Source organism: Tersicoccus sp. Bi-70, from assembly GCF_001968825.1.
GTDB lineage: Bacteria > Actinomycetota > Actinomycetes > Actinomycetales > Micrococcaceae > Tersicoccus.
Genome location: NZ_MIEU01000011.1, coordinates 376,521 through 392,633 on the forward strand (window position 1 = coordinate 376,521; position 16,113 = coordinate 392,633).

Here is a 16,113-nt window from a genome sequence, read left to right on the forward strand (position 1 = left end):
AGCGGGTGGGCCGGGGCAGAGTGGGCGTCCCGAGTCGGCGACCGGGACGGACGGCCGGGACGGACGGCCGACTCAGGCGCCCGGTGTCACTTGACCAGCACGTACGAGCTCCAGCCCCGTCCCTCGGCGGTGCCGGAGCGCAGCCCGCCGCCGGCGATGGGGTAGTAGCTCAGCCGGCCGTCGGACCACTTCGCGACGAGGCCCTTGGTGCCCGCCCCGGCGTAACCGTAGAGGGTCCGGGTGCTCACGACCGGGCCCCAGCCCGAGCCGATGGTGCGGCGCGCCTCGGAGAGGAACCGGCCGCGTCCGTCGGAGCGGTAGAGCAGCATCGAGCCGTCGGAACGGCGCACGGCCAGGTCTGCCGTGCCGTTGCCGTCGACGTCGGCCATGTTGAACCTCAGTCCCTGCCAGCCGGCGCCGATCGTGACGCCGGCGCTCGCGCCCGCGCCGACGGTGTTGCGGTAGTAGAGAAGCTTCCCGTCGGGTCGGTGGGCCACGATGCCGGGGAAACGCTCGCCGGTGCACCAGTGGCCGATGGTGGCGGTCATGCCCGCCCAGCCGCCGCCGATCTGCACCGCGCCGCCGAACCCTCCGGTGGCCAGCCCGCGGTTGAGCGTGAGCAGCCCGGAGCGCCAGATCGTGACGACGTCGACGACGCCGTCCTGGTTCCAGTCCGCCGCGAAGGCGTCCTGGGCGCCGCCGAAGCCGGTCATCAGGGAGCGCCGGGAGGCGAGGGAGCCCGCCCCGGTGGCGGGGTAGTCCCACAGGGTGCCCGCCGTGTCGACGGCCAGGACGTCGGCCGTGCTGCGGATCCAGGCGGCGGGAGGCGGCGTCGTGGTGGCGCGGCCGGCGACGCCGGAGGGGCAGATGCCCGCGGGGGCGGCCGTCGGTGCGGGGCCGCTCGGGGTGGAGACGACCGTCCTCGTGGCGTTGGCCGGCACGGTCCGGTAGCCGAAGAGGTTGACGACGCCCCACATGGTGTAGCGCCTGGGGGTGGTCTGCCAGTTGCCGTTGGTGAAGGTCACGCCGATCCCGATGACGTTGACGTCGGGCTTGAGCAGGGCGGCGTTGTGCGCGGGGGAGGTCTTCCACCAGGCGATCAGGTTGGCCGCGTTCCGGCTCCAGTCGACGGCGATGACCTCGCGCATGGCGTCGGTCAGGAACGGGCCCCCGACGCGCGGATCGGTCCAGAAGCTGGCCCGGTGCTCGATCACCTCGCGCGCCGCGATGCTGTCGGACCACTCCTGGCTCATCACCGAGACGGTCGGGCTGTACTTGACCGGCTTCAGGCCCTTCTGCGCGCGGTAGGTGTTGATCCCGGAGAGCAGCGCGCGGACCTGGGTGAGGTTGGAGTCGTGGACGATGTCGCGGACGGTCGCCGGAGCGGTGACCGGCGCCGCCGTCGCGGCCGGGGCCAGTGCGGTGACGGTGGTGATGGAGAAGAGGCAGGCCAGCAGGCAGGCCAGAAGTCGTCTGGGCATGGTGTTCCTCGTGCAGGCGGATCGGGGCAACGCAGTCACCCTCTGGTGGCGGCTCGAGACCACGCCGTTGCGTCGTTACGGAACGGTAATCCGTGTCACGGCGTGGCGCCACCAGCAGGGTCGCTGACTGTGTTATCGACACCTTCCCGTGATCGGTAAGCCGGAATCATCACCCGTCGGTTATGTTGGACGGCGTGCTGCTCTCCGACCGCGACATCCGCCGCCAGCTCGACGACGCCCGCATCGTGCTGGATCCGCTCGAGGACGGGATGATCCAGCCCTCCAGCGTGGACGTGCGGATCGACCGGTTCTTCCGCCTGTTCGACAACCACAAGTACGCCCACATCGACCCCGCCGAGGATCAGAGCGAACTGACCCGGCTGGTGGAGGTGGATCCGGAGGAGCCGTTCATCCTGCACCCGGGCGAGTTCGTGCTCGGGTCCACGTACGAGGTGGTGAGCCTGCCGGACGACATCGCCGCACGGCTCGAGGGCAAGTCCTCCCTCGGCCGGCTCGGCCTGCTGACCCACTCCACCGCCGGCTTCATCGACCCCGGTTTCTCGGGGCACGTCACGCTCGAGCTCTCCAACGTCGCGACCCTGCCGATCAAGCTGTGGCCGGGCTCGAAGATCGGTCAGCTGTGCTTCTTCCAGCTCACCTCGCCCGCCGAGCACCCGTACGGCAGTGGGCCCTACGGCAACCGGTACCAGGGCCAGCGCGGCCCGACGGCATCCCGTTCGCACCTGAACTTCCACCGCACGCCGCTTCCCCGCTGACGCGGGAGGTTCCGGACCGCGGGCTGGCGCTGACGCGCGGCGTCGCGACCCGGGTCGCCCCGGTCAGCTCCGCCCGACGTCGATCGGGTCCGGCTGCGGCGCGTGCTCGGGCGGGCGGACGGGCAGCAGCACCAGCAGGCCGGCCAGCAGCACCACGAGGATGCCGAGGATGCCCCAGCGCTGCGCCCCGAACAGGGTCACGGCCAGGGCGAACAGGGTGGGCGCGAGGAAGCTGACCGCGCGACCGGTCGTGGCGTAGAGCCCGTACAGCTCGCCCTCCTGCCCCGCGGGAGCGAGCCGGCCGAGGAACGAGCGGGCCGAGGCCTGGGCCGGCCCGACGAACAGGCAGAGGACGAGCCCGCACACCCAGAACCCCGCCTGGCTCGTCATGAACAGCATCGCAGTGCCCGAGGCGAGCAGTCCGATCAGGGACAGCACGATGACGCGGCGCGGGCCGAGCCGGTCGTCCAGCACGCCGCCGGCGGCCGCGCCGGCGGCGGCGACCACGTTGCCGGCGATCGCGAACACGATCACCTGGGACAGGGTGAAGCCGAAGGTGCCGGCCGCGATCACGCCGCCGAAGGTGAAGATCGCGGCCAGTCCGTCCCGGAACACGGCGCTGGCGGCCAGGAAGTAGACGGTGTGCGGGCTGCGCTGGTAGAGGGCGATCACCCGGCGCACCAGCACCCGGTAGGAGGCGAGGAACCCGACCTTCTCGCCCGCGACGTCCGGCCGGATCTCCGGGACGCGCGTGAGCACCGGGATGGCGAAGGCGGCGAACCAGACGGCGGAGAACAGGGCGACGGTGCGGATGTTCAGGGCGTCGTCGGTCGGGAGGTGCAGCAGGTTCGGCTGCACGAAGCCGAACAGCACGATCGCGAGAGCGAGGATCCCGCCGAGGTACCCCATCGACCAGCCCAGGCCCGAGATCCGGCCGATCGTGGCCGGGGTGGAGATCTGCGGCAGCATCGCGTTGTAGTTCACGCCCGCGAACTCGTTGAAGACGTTCGCGACGGCGATCAGCGTCGCCCCGAGCAGGAGGAACTCGGGGGCGGGCCGGACGAGGAAGCAGGCGGCGGTCGTGAGGACGACGATGCCGGTGTGCACGCCGAGCCAGAAACGACGCCGGCCGGAGAGATCCGCGCGCTGCCCGGTGACCGGCGCGAGCGCGGCGACGGCGAGCCCGGACGCCCCGAGCGCCCAACCGAGCACCGAGGAGGCATGGTCGGGGTCGCCGAACGAGGACGACGTCAGGTAGACGGTGAAGACGAAGGTCGTCATCACGGCGTTGATCGCGGAGTCGCCCCAGTCCCACCACGCCCACGCCAGCACCTGGCGTCGATCGGTCCGTCCGACTCCCCCTCGTGCGGGACCGCCAGGTGTACGCATGGCTGCAGGATAGCCCGCCGGGTGCGTCAGGCCGGGTGGCGCGCTTGATAGGGTGAAACGGTCGTCGCAGCGTCCGATCTCGTCTCGCGCCCCGCTGTGACCGGTCCCTCCGCCCACCGTCCGATTCCCGCTCCGTGCGGGCCCGTGACGGCTGCTGGAAGGGGGCCACGACGCCGGACGGGCGCCGTCGAGTGAACGCGAGGAGGGTGCCGTGATCGTCGTCCTCGCGATCCACGCGGTCGTCGCCCTCGCCGCCCCTCTCCTCTTCCGTGCCGGGCGCACCGTCGGCTTCGGCGTCCTCGCCGCGGTCCCGGCCGGCAGCCTCGTGTGGCTGCTCACGCAGTACGGGCCCACCCACGCCGGTCCCGGTGCCGCGATCCGCCAGGGCGTGCCGTGGGTGCCGCAGCTGGACCTGGCCCTCGAGTTCCGGATGGACGCCCTGAGCTGGCTCTTCTGCCTGCTGATCCTCGGCGTCGGCGCCCTCGTGCTGCTCTACTGCACCCGCTACTTCCACCGGGACGACCCGTCGCTGCCCGCCTTCGGGGCGCAGCTGCTCGCCTTCTCCGGCGCGATGGTCGGCCTCGTCGTCGCGGACGATCTGATCCTGCTCTTCGTGTTCTGGGAGATCACGACGATCCTGTCGTACCTGCTGATCGGCTACAACCGGAACAAGCTCTCCGCCCGTCGCTCCGCGCTGCAGGCCCTCGTGGTGACGACGGCGGGCGGCCTCGCGATGCTGGTGGGGCTGATCGTGCTCGGCACCGTCGCCGGCACGTACCGCATCTCGGCGCTGCTCGCCCTCGGGCCGGCCCTGCTCGAGCACGGCCCGGCGATCGGGATCGCGCTCGTGCTGATCCTCGCCGGGGCGATCACCAAGTCCGCGCTGCTGCCGTTCCACTTCTGGCTGCCCGGCGCGATGGCCGCCCCCACCCCGGTCAGCGCCTACCTCCACGCCGCCGCCATGGTCAAGGCCGGGATCTACCTGGTCGCCCTGTTCGCGCCGGTGTTCGGGGAGAGCCCGCTGTGGCGGTGGCTGCTGCTGATCGTCGGCGCCGGGACGATGCTGCTCGGCGGCTGGGCGGCCCTGCGCCAGACGGACATCAAGCTGATCCTGGCGTACGGCACCGTCAGCCAGCTCGGCTTCCTCGCGCTCAACGCCGGGGCCGGTTCCCGGGAGACCGCGCTCGCCGGGCTCGCGCTCGTCCTCGCCCACGGCCTGTTCAAGGCCACGCTGTTCCTCGTCGTCGGCATCATCGACCACCAGGCCGGCACCCGCGACGTGCGCCGGCTCAGCGGCGTCGGGGCCCAGGCGCCCCTGCTCGCCGTCGTCGGCGTCGTCGGTGCCGCCTCGATGGCCGGCATCCCCTTCCTCGGCGGGTTCGTGGCGAAGGAGTCCGCCTACGAGGCGTTCGTCCACGCCGCGGAGGTCGACGGGATCTGGGGCCTGCTCGGCCTGATCGGCATCGTCGCCGGCTCCGTGCTGACCGTCGCGTACAGCGGCCGGTTCCTGTGGGGCGCCTTCGCCACCAAGCGTGGCCTCGAACCCATCGACTTCCCCGCCCCGTCCCCGCTCTTCCTCGCCGCCCCCGTGGTGCTGGCCGTGGCGACCGTGCTGTACGGGCTCTGGCCGGCACCGATCAACGCCTGGATCGGGCCGTACCTGCAGGCGTTTCCCGCGCACGGGCCCGATCCGTACCTGGCGCTGTGGCACGGGTTCACCGCCGCGCTCGGGCTGACCGCGATCACGCTCGCCCTCGGGCTCACCCTGGTGCTGCTCCGTGAACGGGTGGAGCGGGTGCAGGCCGCGCTGCCCCGGATGCGAGCGGCCGACGTCGTCTACCGCGACGTCGTCAACGTCCTCGACATCGTCGCGGTATGGACCACCGGCCGCACCCAGCGGGGTTCGCTGGTCTTCTACCTGTTCATCATCCTCAGCGTGTTCGTGGTCGCCTCCGTCGGCGCCGCCGCCCTCGCGGGGGGACCGGCCGGCAGCGCGGCGCGGGGACCCGGCGGCACCCCGCAGTGGCTGCTCGCGGACAGCCCCGTCCAGATCGCCGTCGGCGCCGGCATCGTCTTCGGTGCCGTGGCCGCCACCCGGGCGTCCAAGCGGTTCCTCGCCGTCCTGATGGTCTCGGTCACCGGGTACGGCATGGTCGTGATCTTCGCCCTGCAGGGCGCTCCGGACCTGGCGCTCACGCAGATGCTCGTGGAGACCATCGTCCTCGTCGCCCTCGTCCTCGCCCTGCGGGTGCTGCCGGCCCGGCTGTGGCGCCGCGCCCCGTCCAGCTTCCGGGTGGGCCGGCTGATCCTGGCGCTGGCGGTCGGCGGCGGCATGGTGTTCGTCGCGGCGACCGCGATGGCGGCCCGCACCGCGGAGCCCATCTCGCTGGCGTTCCCGGACCTCGCCTATCGCGGCGGCGGCGGGCTGAACATCGTCAACGTGACCCTCGTGGACATCCGGGCGTGGGACACCTTCGGGGAGATCACCGTGCTCGCGGCCGCCGCCACCGGTGTCGCGTCCCTGGTGTTCGTGCACGGCCGGGGCCGGCCCCTGCAGCGGGCGACCGCCGAGCAGATCGGCTCCGTCGGCCGCAGCACGTCCACCGGGTCCGCCCGGCTGGACGTCGCCCGCCGGTTCGCGGACTCGGACCGGGAGCCGTGGCTGGTGGCCGGGCGCACCCTCGCCCCCGAGCGGCGCTCGATCCTCTTCGAGGTGATGACGCGACTGATCTTCCACACCATGGTGCTGTTCTCGGTCTTCCTGCTGCTCAACGGCCACAACGCCCCAGGCGGTGGCTTCGCCGGCGGCCTGGTGGCCGGCCTCGCCCTGGCGGTGCGCTACCTGGCCGGCGGCCGGTACGAACTGGCCGAGGCCACCGTGCTCACGGCCGGGCAGCTGCTCGGCGTGGGCCTGACCATCGCCTGCGTCTCCGGCGTCCTGCCGCTGTTCTTCGGCGGGGAGGTGTTCCAGACGGCGATCATCGAGATGGACTGGATCGTCTTCGGGCACGTCAAGCTCGTCACCTCGACCCTGTTCGACATCGGGGTGTACCTGGTGGTGGTCGGCCTCGTTCTCGACGTGCTGCGCAGCCTCGGCGCCGAGGTGGACCGGCGCAGCGAGGAGTCACCCGCCCTGGCGGAGGTGGGGCACCGGTGAGCATCAACCTGACCCTGCTGATCGTCATGGGTGCCCTCTACGCGTGCGGCGTCTACCTGCTGCTCGAGCGCTCCCTCACCCGCGTGATGCTCGGCCTCATCCTCATCACCAACGCCACCAACCTGCTGCTGCTGACGACGGCGGGCGTCGCGGGGAAGGCCCCGCTGATCGTCTCGGGCACGGACCCGCACGCGTACACCGACCCGGTGCCGCAGGCCCTGACCCTCACGGCCATCGTGATCAGCTTCGCGGTCACGGCGTTCCTGCTCGGCGTCATCTACCGGTCCTGGATGCTCGCGCGCCAGGACGAGGTGCAGGACGACATCGAGGACCGCCGCGTGGCCCACCAACCCAGCTTCCAGCGGGAGGAGGACGCCGTCATCCCGTACGACACCTCGGAGTTCACCGGGGCCACGGAGACGCCGCTGGAGGACCAGGACGAACGGCCCGGCCGGCCCGGCCACGCCGACGCCGCGCGCGCCGCGGGTCACGCCGACGAGCCCCACCGGGGGGTGGACGCATGACCGGCTTCAGCCTCGTCTCCCTGGCGCCGCTCGCCGTCGTCCTGCCCTTCCTCGGGGCGGCGTTCGCGTTCCTGCTGATCCGCCGGCGGCGTGCGCAGGCCATCATGTCCAACAGCGTCCTGGCCGCCACGCTGCTGCTGGAGTGCGTCCTGCTCGCGAACTCGTGGGACCAGGGGCCGCGGGCCGTCGAGCTCGGCGGCTGGCCGGCGCCCTTCGGCATCGTGATGGTCGTGGACCAGTTCTCCGCGCTGATGCTCGTGGTCTCCAGCGTCGTCAGCCTCGCGGTCCTTGTCTACGCGACCGCGCAGGGCGCCGCGGGCGGTGAGGAGGAGGAGCCGATCTCGGTGTTCCACCCGGCGTTCCTCATCCTCGTGGCCGGGGTGTCCAACGCGTTCCTCGCCGGAGACCTGTTCAACCTCTACGTCGGTTTCGAGATCCTGCTGACCGCGAGCTACGTGCTCATCACGCTCGGCGGCACGTCCCCGCGGATCCGGGCCGGCGTCACCTACGTCGTCGTCAGCGTCATCTCCTCGATGCTGTTCCTGATCGCCATCGCCCTGGTGTACGCGGCCACCGGCACGGTCAACCTCGCGGACATCGCCGTCGAGGTCTCCCACCTGGACCCCGGCACCCAGACCCTGCTGCACCTGATGCTGCTCGTCGCGTTCGGCATCAAGGCCGCCGTCTTCCCGCTCTCCTTCTGGCTGCCCGACTCGTACCCGACGGCGCCCGCCCCCGTGACGGCCGTGTTCGCCGGGCTGCTGACCAAGGTCGGCGTCTACGCCATCGTGCGGCTCGAAACGCTGCTGTTCCCGGGCGACGAGCTCAACGCCCTGCTCATGGTGGTGGCCCTGTTCACCCTGGTGGTTGGCATCCTCGGCGCGCTCGCGCAGACGGACATCAAACGTCTGCTCTCGTTCACCCTGGTCAGCCACATCGGCTACATGATCTTCGGCCTCGCCCTCTCCTCCCGCGTCGGCCTCGGCGCGACCATCTACTACGTGGTCCACCACATCGTCGTGCAGACCGCGCTGTTCCTCGTCGCCGGGCTGATCGAACGCCGGGGCGGGACGACGGCGATCGACCGTCTGGGCGGGATGGCGCGGATCGCGCCCGTGCTGGCGGTGCTGTACTTCATCCCCGCGATGAATCTGGGCGGCATCCCGCCGTTCTCCGGGTTCCTCGGCAAGCTGGGGCTGCTGCAGGCGGGCGTGCAGGACGGCAGCCCGCTGGCCCTCACCCTCGTCGTCGCGAGCGTCGCCGTCTCCCTGCTGACCCTGCTGGCTCTGGCCCGGGTGTGGAACCGCGTGTTCTGGCGCAGCCCGAAGGACGCCGAGTACCCGGACCCGGTGCTGCTGGCCACCCGGGAGGACGGCCGGTCCGTGCGGACCAGCGCCATGGTGATGGACGCCCCGAAGGGCCGCTGGGCGGGCGCGGAGTCCACGCGGCTGCTGCCCAGCGGGATGGTCGGGGTGACGGTGGGGATCGTCGCCGTCGGCGTGGCGCTGACCGTCGTGGCCGGCCCGCTGTTCGGCCTCGCGGACTCGGCGGCCCAGTCGATGCTGGACCGGACCCCGTACATCGAGTCCGTGCTCGGCGCCGGGGCGGCGGACCGATGAGCCGGCAACGCATCTCCCTGCGCACCGAGGCGCCGCTGCTCGTCTGGCTGGTGCTGGTGTGGGGTGCCCTGTGGCAGGACTTCAGCCTCGGCACCCTGGTGTTCGGCGCGGTGGTCGCGCTCGTCGTCGTGCACACCTTCTACCTGCCCCCGGTGCAGCTGGGCGGCCGGTTCAACGTGGTGCAGATGCTCATCGCCGTCCTCGAGTTCCTGCGCGAGCTGGCGATCGCGAGCTTCCACGTGTTCGCCATCGCCGTGTTCCGCGGCCGGACGGTCCGCAGTTCGCTCATCGCGGTGCCCCTGCGCACCCACTCGGACCTGATCATCACCGCGACCGCGAGCGTGACGGGTCTCGTGCCCGGATCGGTGGTCGTCGAGGTGGACCGGGCCGGGTCGACCCTCTACCTGCACTGCCTGGACGTGTCGACACCGGCGGACGCGGACCGCGTGCGGGAGACGGTCCGGGGCACCGAGGCGCGGCTGATCAAGATGATGGGCTCGCGGGAGGAACTCGAGCGCCTCGGTACCGCCGAGCGCGCCCGGATCGGAGGCACCGCATGATGTTCGTCGCCGTCGTGATCAGTGCGGTCATGCTCGTGATCGCCACCGCCGGAGCCATCTACCGGCTCGGCCGCGGGCCGTCCCTGCTGGACCGGGTGCTCGCCGCGGACGTGCTGCTCGTCATCATCGTCTCGGCGGTGATCGTCGACGCCGTCTACCGGCACAGCATCGACTCGGTTCCTCTGATCGCGACCATCACCATCGTCGGCTTCATCGGCTCGGTGACCGTCGCCCGGTTCGTGGCGTCGCGGCGGTGAGGCCGGTGCGAGCGGGGATCACCCGGGATGGACAGGTCGGACGGCGCAACGTGAGCGGTCAGGAGAACCGGTGAACGAGATCCTGGACGGCATCGCCGCCGTGCTCATGGTGGTCGGCGCTTCGATGTCGCTGGCCGCGGCGATCGGCCTGTTCACGTTCCCGGACCTGCTCACGCGCATGCACGCGGCGACGAAACCGCAGGTCTTCGGGCTGCTGCTCCTCCTGCTCGCCCTCGCCCTCGCGCTGCACGCGTGGGCGCTCGTGCCCCTGCTCGTGCTGATGTGGATCTTCCAGCTGCTGACCATCCCGGTCGGTGGCCACATGGTGGCCCGGGCCGGTTACCGCACCCGGCGCGTCGACCACGGCGACGTCGTCATCGACGAACTGCGCGACGTCGTGCAGGGTGCCGGCGCCGCCCGCGACCGGCGGTCCCGGGACGCCGAGTCGGACGAGCGGGACCGCGCCGGACACGACGACGGCGGATCGACCGCTGTCGATCCGCCGTCTCACGGCTCCTGAACGGGACTGTCGGGGAGGGGGCTCAGACCTCGCGCGGGTCCCGCATCGAGCGGGCGGCACGCTGGGTCGACTTGGCCACCCCGAACTTGATCGCGGTGCTGACGATGGTGGTCAGCACGGCCCAGGCCAGGATCTCCTTGACGGTGTCGTCGTCCCGGTCGCCCGGCTTGGTCGGCGGCTCCTTGCCGACGACCTTCTGCCAGCCGGCGGTGAGCAGCTTGTTCGCGACCATGACGGCGCCGATCGACAGACCGGTTCCTGCGAGTTTGACGACGGTATCCATCGCGTGTTTCTCCCCTTCCCTCGATGTCGTTCGATCGCTCATCAGCCTACTGCGTGCCGCCGGGTAGACTGATGCGCACAACGACAGGGGAGCGCCTCCTGCTCGTCCGCCGGGTTCTCGGACCCGGTCGGGCGACGCGGCCGGCGCTGAGAGTGCGGACCGCCGCAGACCCTCGAACCTGATCCGGTCAGTACCGGCGCTAGGGAGTCGAGTTTCTCGAAGCCACGAGCTTCCCCCTCCTGATACCAGGAGGATTCACATGAGCACATCCAGCGAGTTCGCTGCCGCCCCCACCACCGCCCGTCGCGGCTGGCGCGTCATCGACATCATCGTCGCGTCCGTCGTCGCCGTCGCCTGCGGCGTCGTCTTCTGGGCGTGGAGCCAGGGGTACGCGGCCGTCGCCGTCGCGACCGCCGCCTTCCCGCCGCTCGGCGGCCTCTACGGCGGCGGGTGGCTGATCGCCGGGGTGATCGGCGGACTCATCATCCGCAAGCCCGGCGCCGCGCTGTACTGCGAACTGCTCGCCGCGTGCGTCGAGGGCGTTCTCGGCACGCACTTCGGGCTCACCGTCATCCTCTCCGGCCTGATCCAGGGCCTCGGCGCCGAGATCGTCTTCGCGCTGTTCCGGTACCGCCGGTTCGGCCTCGGGGTCGCGCTGCTCGCCGGCCTGGTCTCCGGCCTGGCCATGGGCATCAGCGAGAACGCGCTGTACAACGTCGAATGGGCCGGTGGCTGGCAGGTGCTGTACGCCGTCCTGGCCGGCGTCTCCGGTCTGGTGATCGCCGGACTGGTGAGCTGGCTGATCGTGCGGGCCCTCGCCGGCACGGGCGTGCTCGGTGGCCTCGCCTCCGGCCGCGCGGCACGGGAGCGGGTCTGAACACTGCGCCGCAGCGGTCCGGCTCCGCGCCCCGGCCGGCCGCGGTCGAGGCGCGCGGGTGGGGCTGGCGGCACGGCGGCCGTCGGGCCGCGGCCGTCGACGGCCTCGACCTGCGGATCGAGCCGGGGGAGCGGGTGCTCCTGCTCGGGCCCTCGGGCGCCGGCAAGTCGACGGTGCTGCACGGCCTCGCCGGGCTGCTCGACCCGCAGGACGCCGAGTCCCGTGGTGCGCTGCTGGTCGACGGCGTTCCCGCGCTCGAGGCCCGCGGCCGCGCCGGACTGCTCCAGCAGGACCCCGAGGCGCAGATCGTGCTCTCCCGGTTGGGCGACGACGTCGCCTTCGGCCCGGAGAACCTCGCGGTCCCGCGCGAGCTGATCTGGCCGCGCGTGCGGGACGCGCTCGACGCCGTCGGGCTCGCCCTGCCGCTGGACCACCCCACCGGGGCGCTCTCGGGCGGTCAGCAGCAGCGGCTCGGACTGGCCGGGCTGCTGGCGATGGCTCCCGGCCTGCTGCTGCTGGACGAGCCGACGGCCAACCTGGACCCGGCCGGGGTGCTGCAGGTCCGCGACGCGGTCGCGGCGGCCCTGGACGCGACCGGCTCCACCCTCGTCGTCGTCGAGCACCGTGTCGCGGTGTGGGCGCCGGTCGTGGACCGCGTCGTCGTCCTCGCCGCCGGGACCGACGGGAGGACCGGCGTCACCCACGACGGGCCGATCGACCGGATCCTCGCGGAGCACGGCGCCGACCTCGCGGCGGCCGGCATCTGGGTGCCCGGGCACGAACCGGAGCTGCCCCGCCGTGGGCTCACCGGTGCCGGGTCAGGTGGCACGGGCCCCGGCGAGATGCTGCCCGGCGAGACGCTGCTGACCGCACGGGACCTCGCCGTCAGCCGGCAGGCGGCGGACCGGAGGTCGGGGCGGCGTCGCCGCGCCGGCCGCCCCGACCCGCGTCCCGCGATCGACATCGCCGCCGACGGCATCGACGTCAGCCTCGCGGCCGGTCGGGCCCTGAGCGTCACCGGCCCGAACGGTGCCGGGAAGTCCACCCTCGCGCTCACGCTCGCCGGGCTGCTGCCGCCCGCCGCCGGTGAGGTGACGGCGACGCCCGCGCTCGCCGGCGCCGCCGGTGCCGAGCCGATCCACTGGGATGCGGGCGAGCTGATCGGCCGGATCGGCACCGTGTTCCAGGAACCCGAGCACCAGTTCGTCACCACCACGGTGCGGGACGAACTCGCCTTCGGGCCGCGGCACGCCGCCGGACGTGCCGGTCGGGCCCCGAGCGGGTCCGCCCTGGACGCGCGGGTCGACGAGCTGCTCGAGCGGCTGCGTCTGTCCCACCTCGCCGCCGCCAACCCGTTCACGCTCTCCGGCGGCGAGAAGCGGCGGCTCTCGGTCGCCACCGTGCTCGCCGCGAGCCCGCGCGTCGTCGTCCTCGACGAGCCGACGTTCGGGCAGGACGCCGTCACCTGGCGGCAGCTCGCCGAGCTGCTGACCGGGCTGCTGGACGAGGGCCGCGCGGTCGTCTCCGTGACCCACGACGAGGCGTTCACCGCCGTGCTCGGAGGCGACCGACTCGAGCTCCCCGGGCCGACGGCGCGTCCGCCAGGCCCGACCCCGAGCCCGAACCCGACCGCCGCGAACCCGACCGCCGCGAACCCGACCGCCGCGGACCCGACGCGGGCGGGCACGCGATGACGGCGACCGCAGCCCCGGCCGGAACCCGTCCGGCGCGGGACCGGTCGGTGCTCGCCAGGGCCCACCCGCTGGCCAAGCTCGCCGCGGCCCTCGTGCTGACCGTGGCCCTGCTGGCCACGACCGATCCGGTGTGCGCCGGCGTCGCCCTCGTCGGGGAACTGGCCCTGCTGCCCCTGGCGGGTCTCCGGCTGCGCACGCTGCTGCGGCGGGGCTGGCCGATCCTGGTCGCCGCCCTGATCTCCGGCTACGGCACCACCGTGCTGGCGCCGCCGTCGGGCAGCGTGCTGCTCCAGGCCGGCCCGTTCGCCCTCACGGCGGGGGCGTTGACCGCCGGCGTCGGGATCGCCCTGCGCGGGCTGGCGCTCGCGGTGCCGGGCATCATGCTGCTGGCCACCACCGATCCGACCGATCTCGCGGACGCCCTCGCCCAGCGCCTCCACCTGCCGCACCGGTTCGTCCTCGGAGCACTCGCGGCGATGCGACTCGTCGGGCTGCTGGTGCAGGAGTGGTCGACGCTGACGATGGCCCGCCGGGCACGCGGGGTCGGAGCGGGGACCGGGCGCGGGCCGGCCCGGGTGGTGAGCCGGGCGCGCGCCGGTGCCGGTCAGACGGTGGCGCTGCTCGTCCAGGCGATCCGCCGGGCCGGGCGGCTGGCGATCACGATGGAGGCCCGCGGCTTCGGGACGGGCCGGCGCACATGGGCGCGGCTGTCGACGTTCCACCCGTCGGACGCCCTCGTCGTCGCCGGCGGTGTCCTGCTGGCGGCGGTCGCCGTCACCGCCGCCGTGCTCGCCGGCACCTGGAACCCGATCCTCTAGATCCTGCCCGACCGCCCGACTGCCGGACTGCCCGACGGCCCGCCGCGACGGGCCGCGTCGTCAGCGGCGGGTCGCGGTGAGCAGCAGCTCCGTCAGTTCCTCGGTCAGCTCGGGGCTGACCGGGATCTCCCGGCCGTCGACGCGGCGGATGGGCGCGAGCAGCCGGACGCTCGAGGCGAGCCACACGCCGTCGTTGCCGTGCAGGTCCTCCGGCGTCAGGGGGCCGTAGCCGAGCTGCCAGCCGGCCGGCTCGGCGGTGGCGAACAGGGCGCCCTGCGTGGTGCCGGCGAGGATGCCGCTGCGCAGCAGCGGCGTGACCAGTTCGCGCACGCCGTCCCGCGTGCGGGCGATCAGCACGGTCGACGTCGGACCCTCGAGCACCCGCCCGTCGGAGCTGACGAAGATGGCGTCGTCCGCCCCCTGCCGGTGCGCGTGCCGCAGCGCGGCCATGTTCACGGCGTAGGACGTGGTCTTCGAGCCGAGCAGCAGCCACGGCGCCACCGAGGCCGCCTCGCTGGAGTAGCCGCGGTCCAGCAGGACGATGTCGAGCCCGCGGTCGCGCTGCTCGCGGTCGCGCGGCGGCACCGGCTGCAGGTACACCCAGCAGCTGGGCGGTCCGTCGGCGGCGACGCCGCGGGTGCCGACCAGCCGGATCATCGCGTCGACCTCGCCGTGACGGCGGGCGAACTCGGCCAGCCCGGTGTCGATCGCGGCGCGCCAGTGCGCGCCGTCGGGCAGGGTGAGGTCGAGCGCGTCGGCGGAGGACACGAGCCGGTCCAGGTGGGCGTCCAGCTGCAGGGGACGGCCGTCCACCGCCAGCAGCGTCTCGAAGATGCCGTCGCCGCGGACGACGCCGAGGTCGGTGACGAGCAGCTGCGGGGCGTCGGGATCGGCGACGCGGCCGTCCGGATCGTCAGGGTTCAGCAGGACGAGGGCGCTCATGACCTCACAGTAGTGCCGGGGTGCTCGTCCCCGGCGGACGCGGATCGCGTCACCGCGGGCCCGGGTCCACGGCGTGCAGACGGGCCATCAGCCGGCGGGCGATCTCGTGGACGCCGGGGTCGCCGGTCACGACGACGTCCGCGGCCGCCGCGACGTCGTCCGTCTCCAGCCAGCTGTCCTCCTGGGCGGCCCAGCGCGCCCAGTGGGGTCGATAGAGATCGCCGTCCCGTGCCAGGGCCCGCTCCCGGCGTTCGGCGGCAGGGACCTCGACCCAGACCAGGGCGTCCAGCAGCGGCCGGGCCGCCGCGTGCCCGACGCCGACGCCCTCGGCGATCAGCAGGCCGCCCGGGTCGATGACGTGGGTCCGCCCGGGTCGGTCGTGCACCCAGTCCCAGTCGGTCCATCGGGCCGGTCGTCCGGCGGTGAGCGATTCCAGCACGCTGCGGCGGTACTGCTCCATCCCGGCGTCGAGCCCGTCCCAACCGGGATAGAGCTCCTCGAGGTGGAAGACGCCGACCGGGAGCGGCGCGCCGCCCTCCGCCAGAGCGGCGGCCAACCGGTCGGCCAGGGTGGTCTTGCCGGCGCCGGAGCGCCCGTCGACCCCGATCAGCCGGGTGCGGCCGGCCGGACTCACCGGCGCGATGCCCCGGCGTTCCGGTGGTCGCGGATCCAGGCGACGAGGGAGGGCAGTGCCTCGGTGATGAGCCGGTGGGTCTGCTCGAAGTCCGCGTCCGTGCCGTACCAGGGGTCGCTGATGCCCGCGTGCCGCGGGTCGGCCCCGGCGGTGTGCTCGGAGGAGTATGCGGCGGAGTACTCGTCCATGAATTCCCGGAACAGGTGGACCTTGTCCGCCTCCTGCGGGTCCGGCGCGAGCTCCCGCAGGTCGTCCAGGTGGTCGACGTCCATCGCGAGCACGAGATCGAGGTCGGGGAACCACCCCGGGTCGAACTCCCGCGCCCGGTGGTCCACGGCCTCGATGCCGTCGGCCAGCAGCACGGCACGCGCTCGCGGGTCGACGGGGTTGCCGCTCTCCCAGCGCGAGGTACCGGCGGAGGTGACCTCGACGTCGTCCTCGAGGCCTTCCTGCTCGAGCGCGCGGCGCAGCAGGTACTCGGCCATGGGGGAGCGGCAGATATTGCCGGTGCAGACGGTCATCACCCGGAACATGTCTCCACCGTACCCAGCCCTCCTGCCCCGTCGCGGCCGCCGCCCGTCG

General features: G+C 72.9%; 16 protein-coding genes and 1 riboswitch. Of the genes, 10 read left to right on the forward strand and 6 right to left on the reverse strand.

The genetic code is table 11. The features are described 5' to 3' along the window. Nucleotides 1-86 precede the first annotated feature (86 nt). A complete protein-coding gene (locus BGP79_RS08325) occupies nucleotides 87-1,481 on the reverse strand; it encodes a CAP domain-containing protein (protein ID WP_083701703.1) in 1,395 nt (464 codons plus the stop codon). Nucleotides 1,482-1,675: 194 nt separating this feature from the next. Here BGP79_RS08325 and dcd point away from each other — a divergent pair, with 194 nt between their 5' ends. Next, nucleotides 1,676-2,257 (forward strand): dCTP deaminase, encoded by a 582-nt coding sequence (gene dcd, locus BGP79_RS08330; protein ID WP_076694805.1) that lies wholly within the window; start codon nucleotides 1,676-1,678, stop codon nucleotides 2,255-2,257. A gap of 63 nt (nucleotides 2,258-2,320) precedes the next feature. Here dcd and BGP79_RS08335 read toward each other — a convergent pair whose 3' ends face one another. Continuing rightward, the gene (locus BGP79_RS08335; RefSeq protein WP_076694470.1) at nucleotides 2,321-3,646 is read right to left on the reverse strand and encodes an MFS transporter; all 1,326 of its coding nucleotides are present in this window, start codon (nucleotides 3,644-3,646) and stop codon (nucleotides 2,321-2,323) included. A 211-nt stretch (nucleotides 3,647-3,857) separates the two neighbouring features. On the opposite strand from BGP79_RS08335, the gene BGP79_RS08340 reads away from it, so the two are divergent. The 6 genes from BGP79_RS08340 to mnhG all read left to right on the forward strand — a co-directional run bounded on the left by BGP79_RS08340 (nucleotide 3,858) and on the right by mnhG (nucleotide 10,283). Next, on the forward strand, nucleotides 3,858-6,803 hold the full coding sequence (locus BGP79_RS08340; protein ID WP_076694472.1) for a Na+/H+ antiporter subunit A: 2,946 nt from the start codon (nucleotides 3,858-3,860) through the stop codon (nucleotides 6,801-6,803). Continuing rightward, nucleotides 6,800-7,327 (forward strand): Na(+)/H(+) antiporter subunit C, encoded by a 528-nt coding sequence (locus BGP79_RS08345; RefSeq protein WP_083701704.1) that lies wholly within the window; start codon nucleotides 6,800-6,802, stop codon nucleotides 7,325-7,327. The genes BGP79_RS08340 and BGP79_RS08345 overlap by 4 nt, the downstream gene beginning before the upstream one ends. Next, nucleotides 7,324-8,946, forward strand: a complete 1,623-nt coding sequence (locus tag BGP79_RS08350) for a Na+/H+ antiporter subunit D (RefSeq protein ID WP_076694473.1) — start codon at nucleotides 7,324-7,326, stop codon at nucleotides 8,944-8,946. The genes BGP79_RS08345 and BGP79_RS08350 overlap by 4 nt, the downstream gene beginning before the upstream one ends. Further along, entirely contained in the window at nucleotides 8,943-9,506 is a 564-nt protein-coding gene (locus BGP79_RS08355) for a Na+/H+ antiporter subunit E (protein WP_076694475.1), read from the forward strand. The genes BGP79_RS08350 and BGP79_RS08355 overlap by 4 nt, the downstream gene beginning before the upstream one ends. Then, nucleotides 9,503-9,763, forward strand: a complete 261-nt coding sequence (locus tag BGP79_RS08360; RefSeq protein ID WP_076694476.1) for a monovalent cation/H+ antiporter complex subunit F — start codon at nucleotides 9,503-9,505, stop codon at nucleotides 9,761-9,763. The genes BGP79_RS08355 and BGP79_RS08360 overlap by 4 nt, the downstream gene beginning before the upstream one ends. A gap of 70 nt (nucleotides 9,764-9,833) precedes the next feature. Beyond that, nucleotides 9,834-10,283 (forward strand): monovalent cation/H(+) antiporter subunit G, encoded by a 450-nt coding sequence (gene mnhG, locus BGP79_RS08365; protein ID WP_076694478.1) that lies wholly within the window; start codon nucleotides 9,834-9,836, stop codon nucleotides 10,281-10,283. A gap of 22 nt (nucleotides 10,284-10,305) precedes the next feature. Here mnhG and BGP79_RS08370 read toward each other — a convergent pair whose 3' ends face one another. After that, on the reverse strand, nucleotides 10,306-10,566 hold the full coding sequence (locus tag BGP79_RS08370) for a DUF4235 domain-containing protein (protein ID WP_076694480.1): 261 nt from the start codon (nucleotides 10,564-10,566) through the stop codon (nucleotides 10,306-10,308). A gap of 75 nt (nucleotides 10,567-10,641) precedes the next feature. Further along, nucleotides 10,642-10,789: riboswitch (TPP riboswitch) on the forward strand. A gap of 36 nt (nucleotides 10,790-10,825) precedes the next feature. Between BGP79_RS08370 and BGP79_RS08375 the strand changes: the two genes are divergently transcribed. Genes BGP79_RS08375 through BGP79_RS08385 form a run of 3 tightly spaced genes read left to right on the forward strand, consistent with a single transcriptional unit; the run spans nucleotide 10,826 to nucleotide 13,955 of the window. After that, on the forward strand, nucleotides 10,826-11,443 hold the full coding sequence (locus BGP79_RS08375) for an ECF transporter S component (RefSeq protein WP_076694481.1): 618 nt from the start codon (nucleotides 10,826-10,828) through the stop codon (nucleotides 11,441-11,443). Continuing rightward, nucleotides 11,440-13,137: an ABC transporter ATP-binding protein gene (locus BGP79_RS08380; RefSeq protein ID WP_076694807.1), complete on the forward strand. Its 1,698-nt coding sequence runs from the start codon at nucleotides 11,440-11,442 to the stop codon at nucleotides 13,135-13,137. Before BGP79_RS08375 ends, BGP79_RS08380 begins: the two co-directional genes overlap by 4 nt. Next, on the forward strand, nucleotides 13,134-13,955 hold the full coding sequence (locus BGP79_RS08385; RefSeq protein ID WP_076694483.1) for an energy-coupling factor transporter transmembrane protein EcfT: 822 nt from the start codon (nucleotides 13,134-13,136) through the stop codon (nucleotides 13,953-13,955). Before BGP79_RS08380 ends, BGP79_RS08385 begins: the two co-directional genes overlap by 4 nt. Before the next feature lie 60 nt (nucleotides 13,956-14,015). Here the strand turns inward: BGP79_RS08385 and BGP79_RS08390 are convergent, their stop codons facing one another. From BGP79_RS08390 to BGP79_RS08400, 3 genes are read right to left on the reverse strand one after another with little or no spacing between them, the layout of a single operon-like run. Then, nucleotides 14,016-14,897, reverse strand: coding sequence for an aminodeoxychorismate lyase (locus BGP79_RS08390; RefSeq protein WP_076694484.1), 882 nt, complete (start codon nucleotides 14,895-14,897; stop codon nucleotides 14,016-14,018). A gap of 49 nt (nucleotides 14,898-14,946) precedes the next feature. Beyond that, on the reverse strand, nucleotides 14,947-15,531 hold the full coding sequence (locus BGP79_RS08395; protein ID WP_076694486.1) for a hypothetical protein: 585 nt from the start codon (nucleotides 15,529-15,531) through the stop codon (nucleotides 14,947-14,949). Continuing rightward, nucleotides 15,528-16,064 carry a low molecular weight protein-tyrosine-phosphatase gene (locus BGP79_RS08400; protein ID WP_076694487.1) on the reverse strand — a complete coding sequence of 179 codons (537 nt, stop codon included), beginning with the start codon at nucleotides 16,062-16,064 and terminating at the stop codon, nucleotides 15,528-15,530. Before BGP79_RS08400 ends, BGP79_RS08395 begins: the two co-directional genes overlap by 4 nt. Between the last annotated feature and the right edge of the window lie 49 nt (nucleotides 16,065-16,113).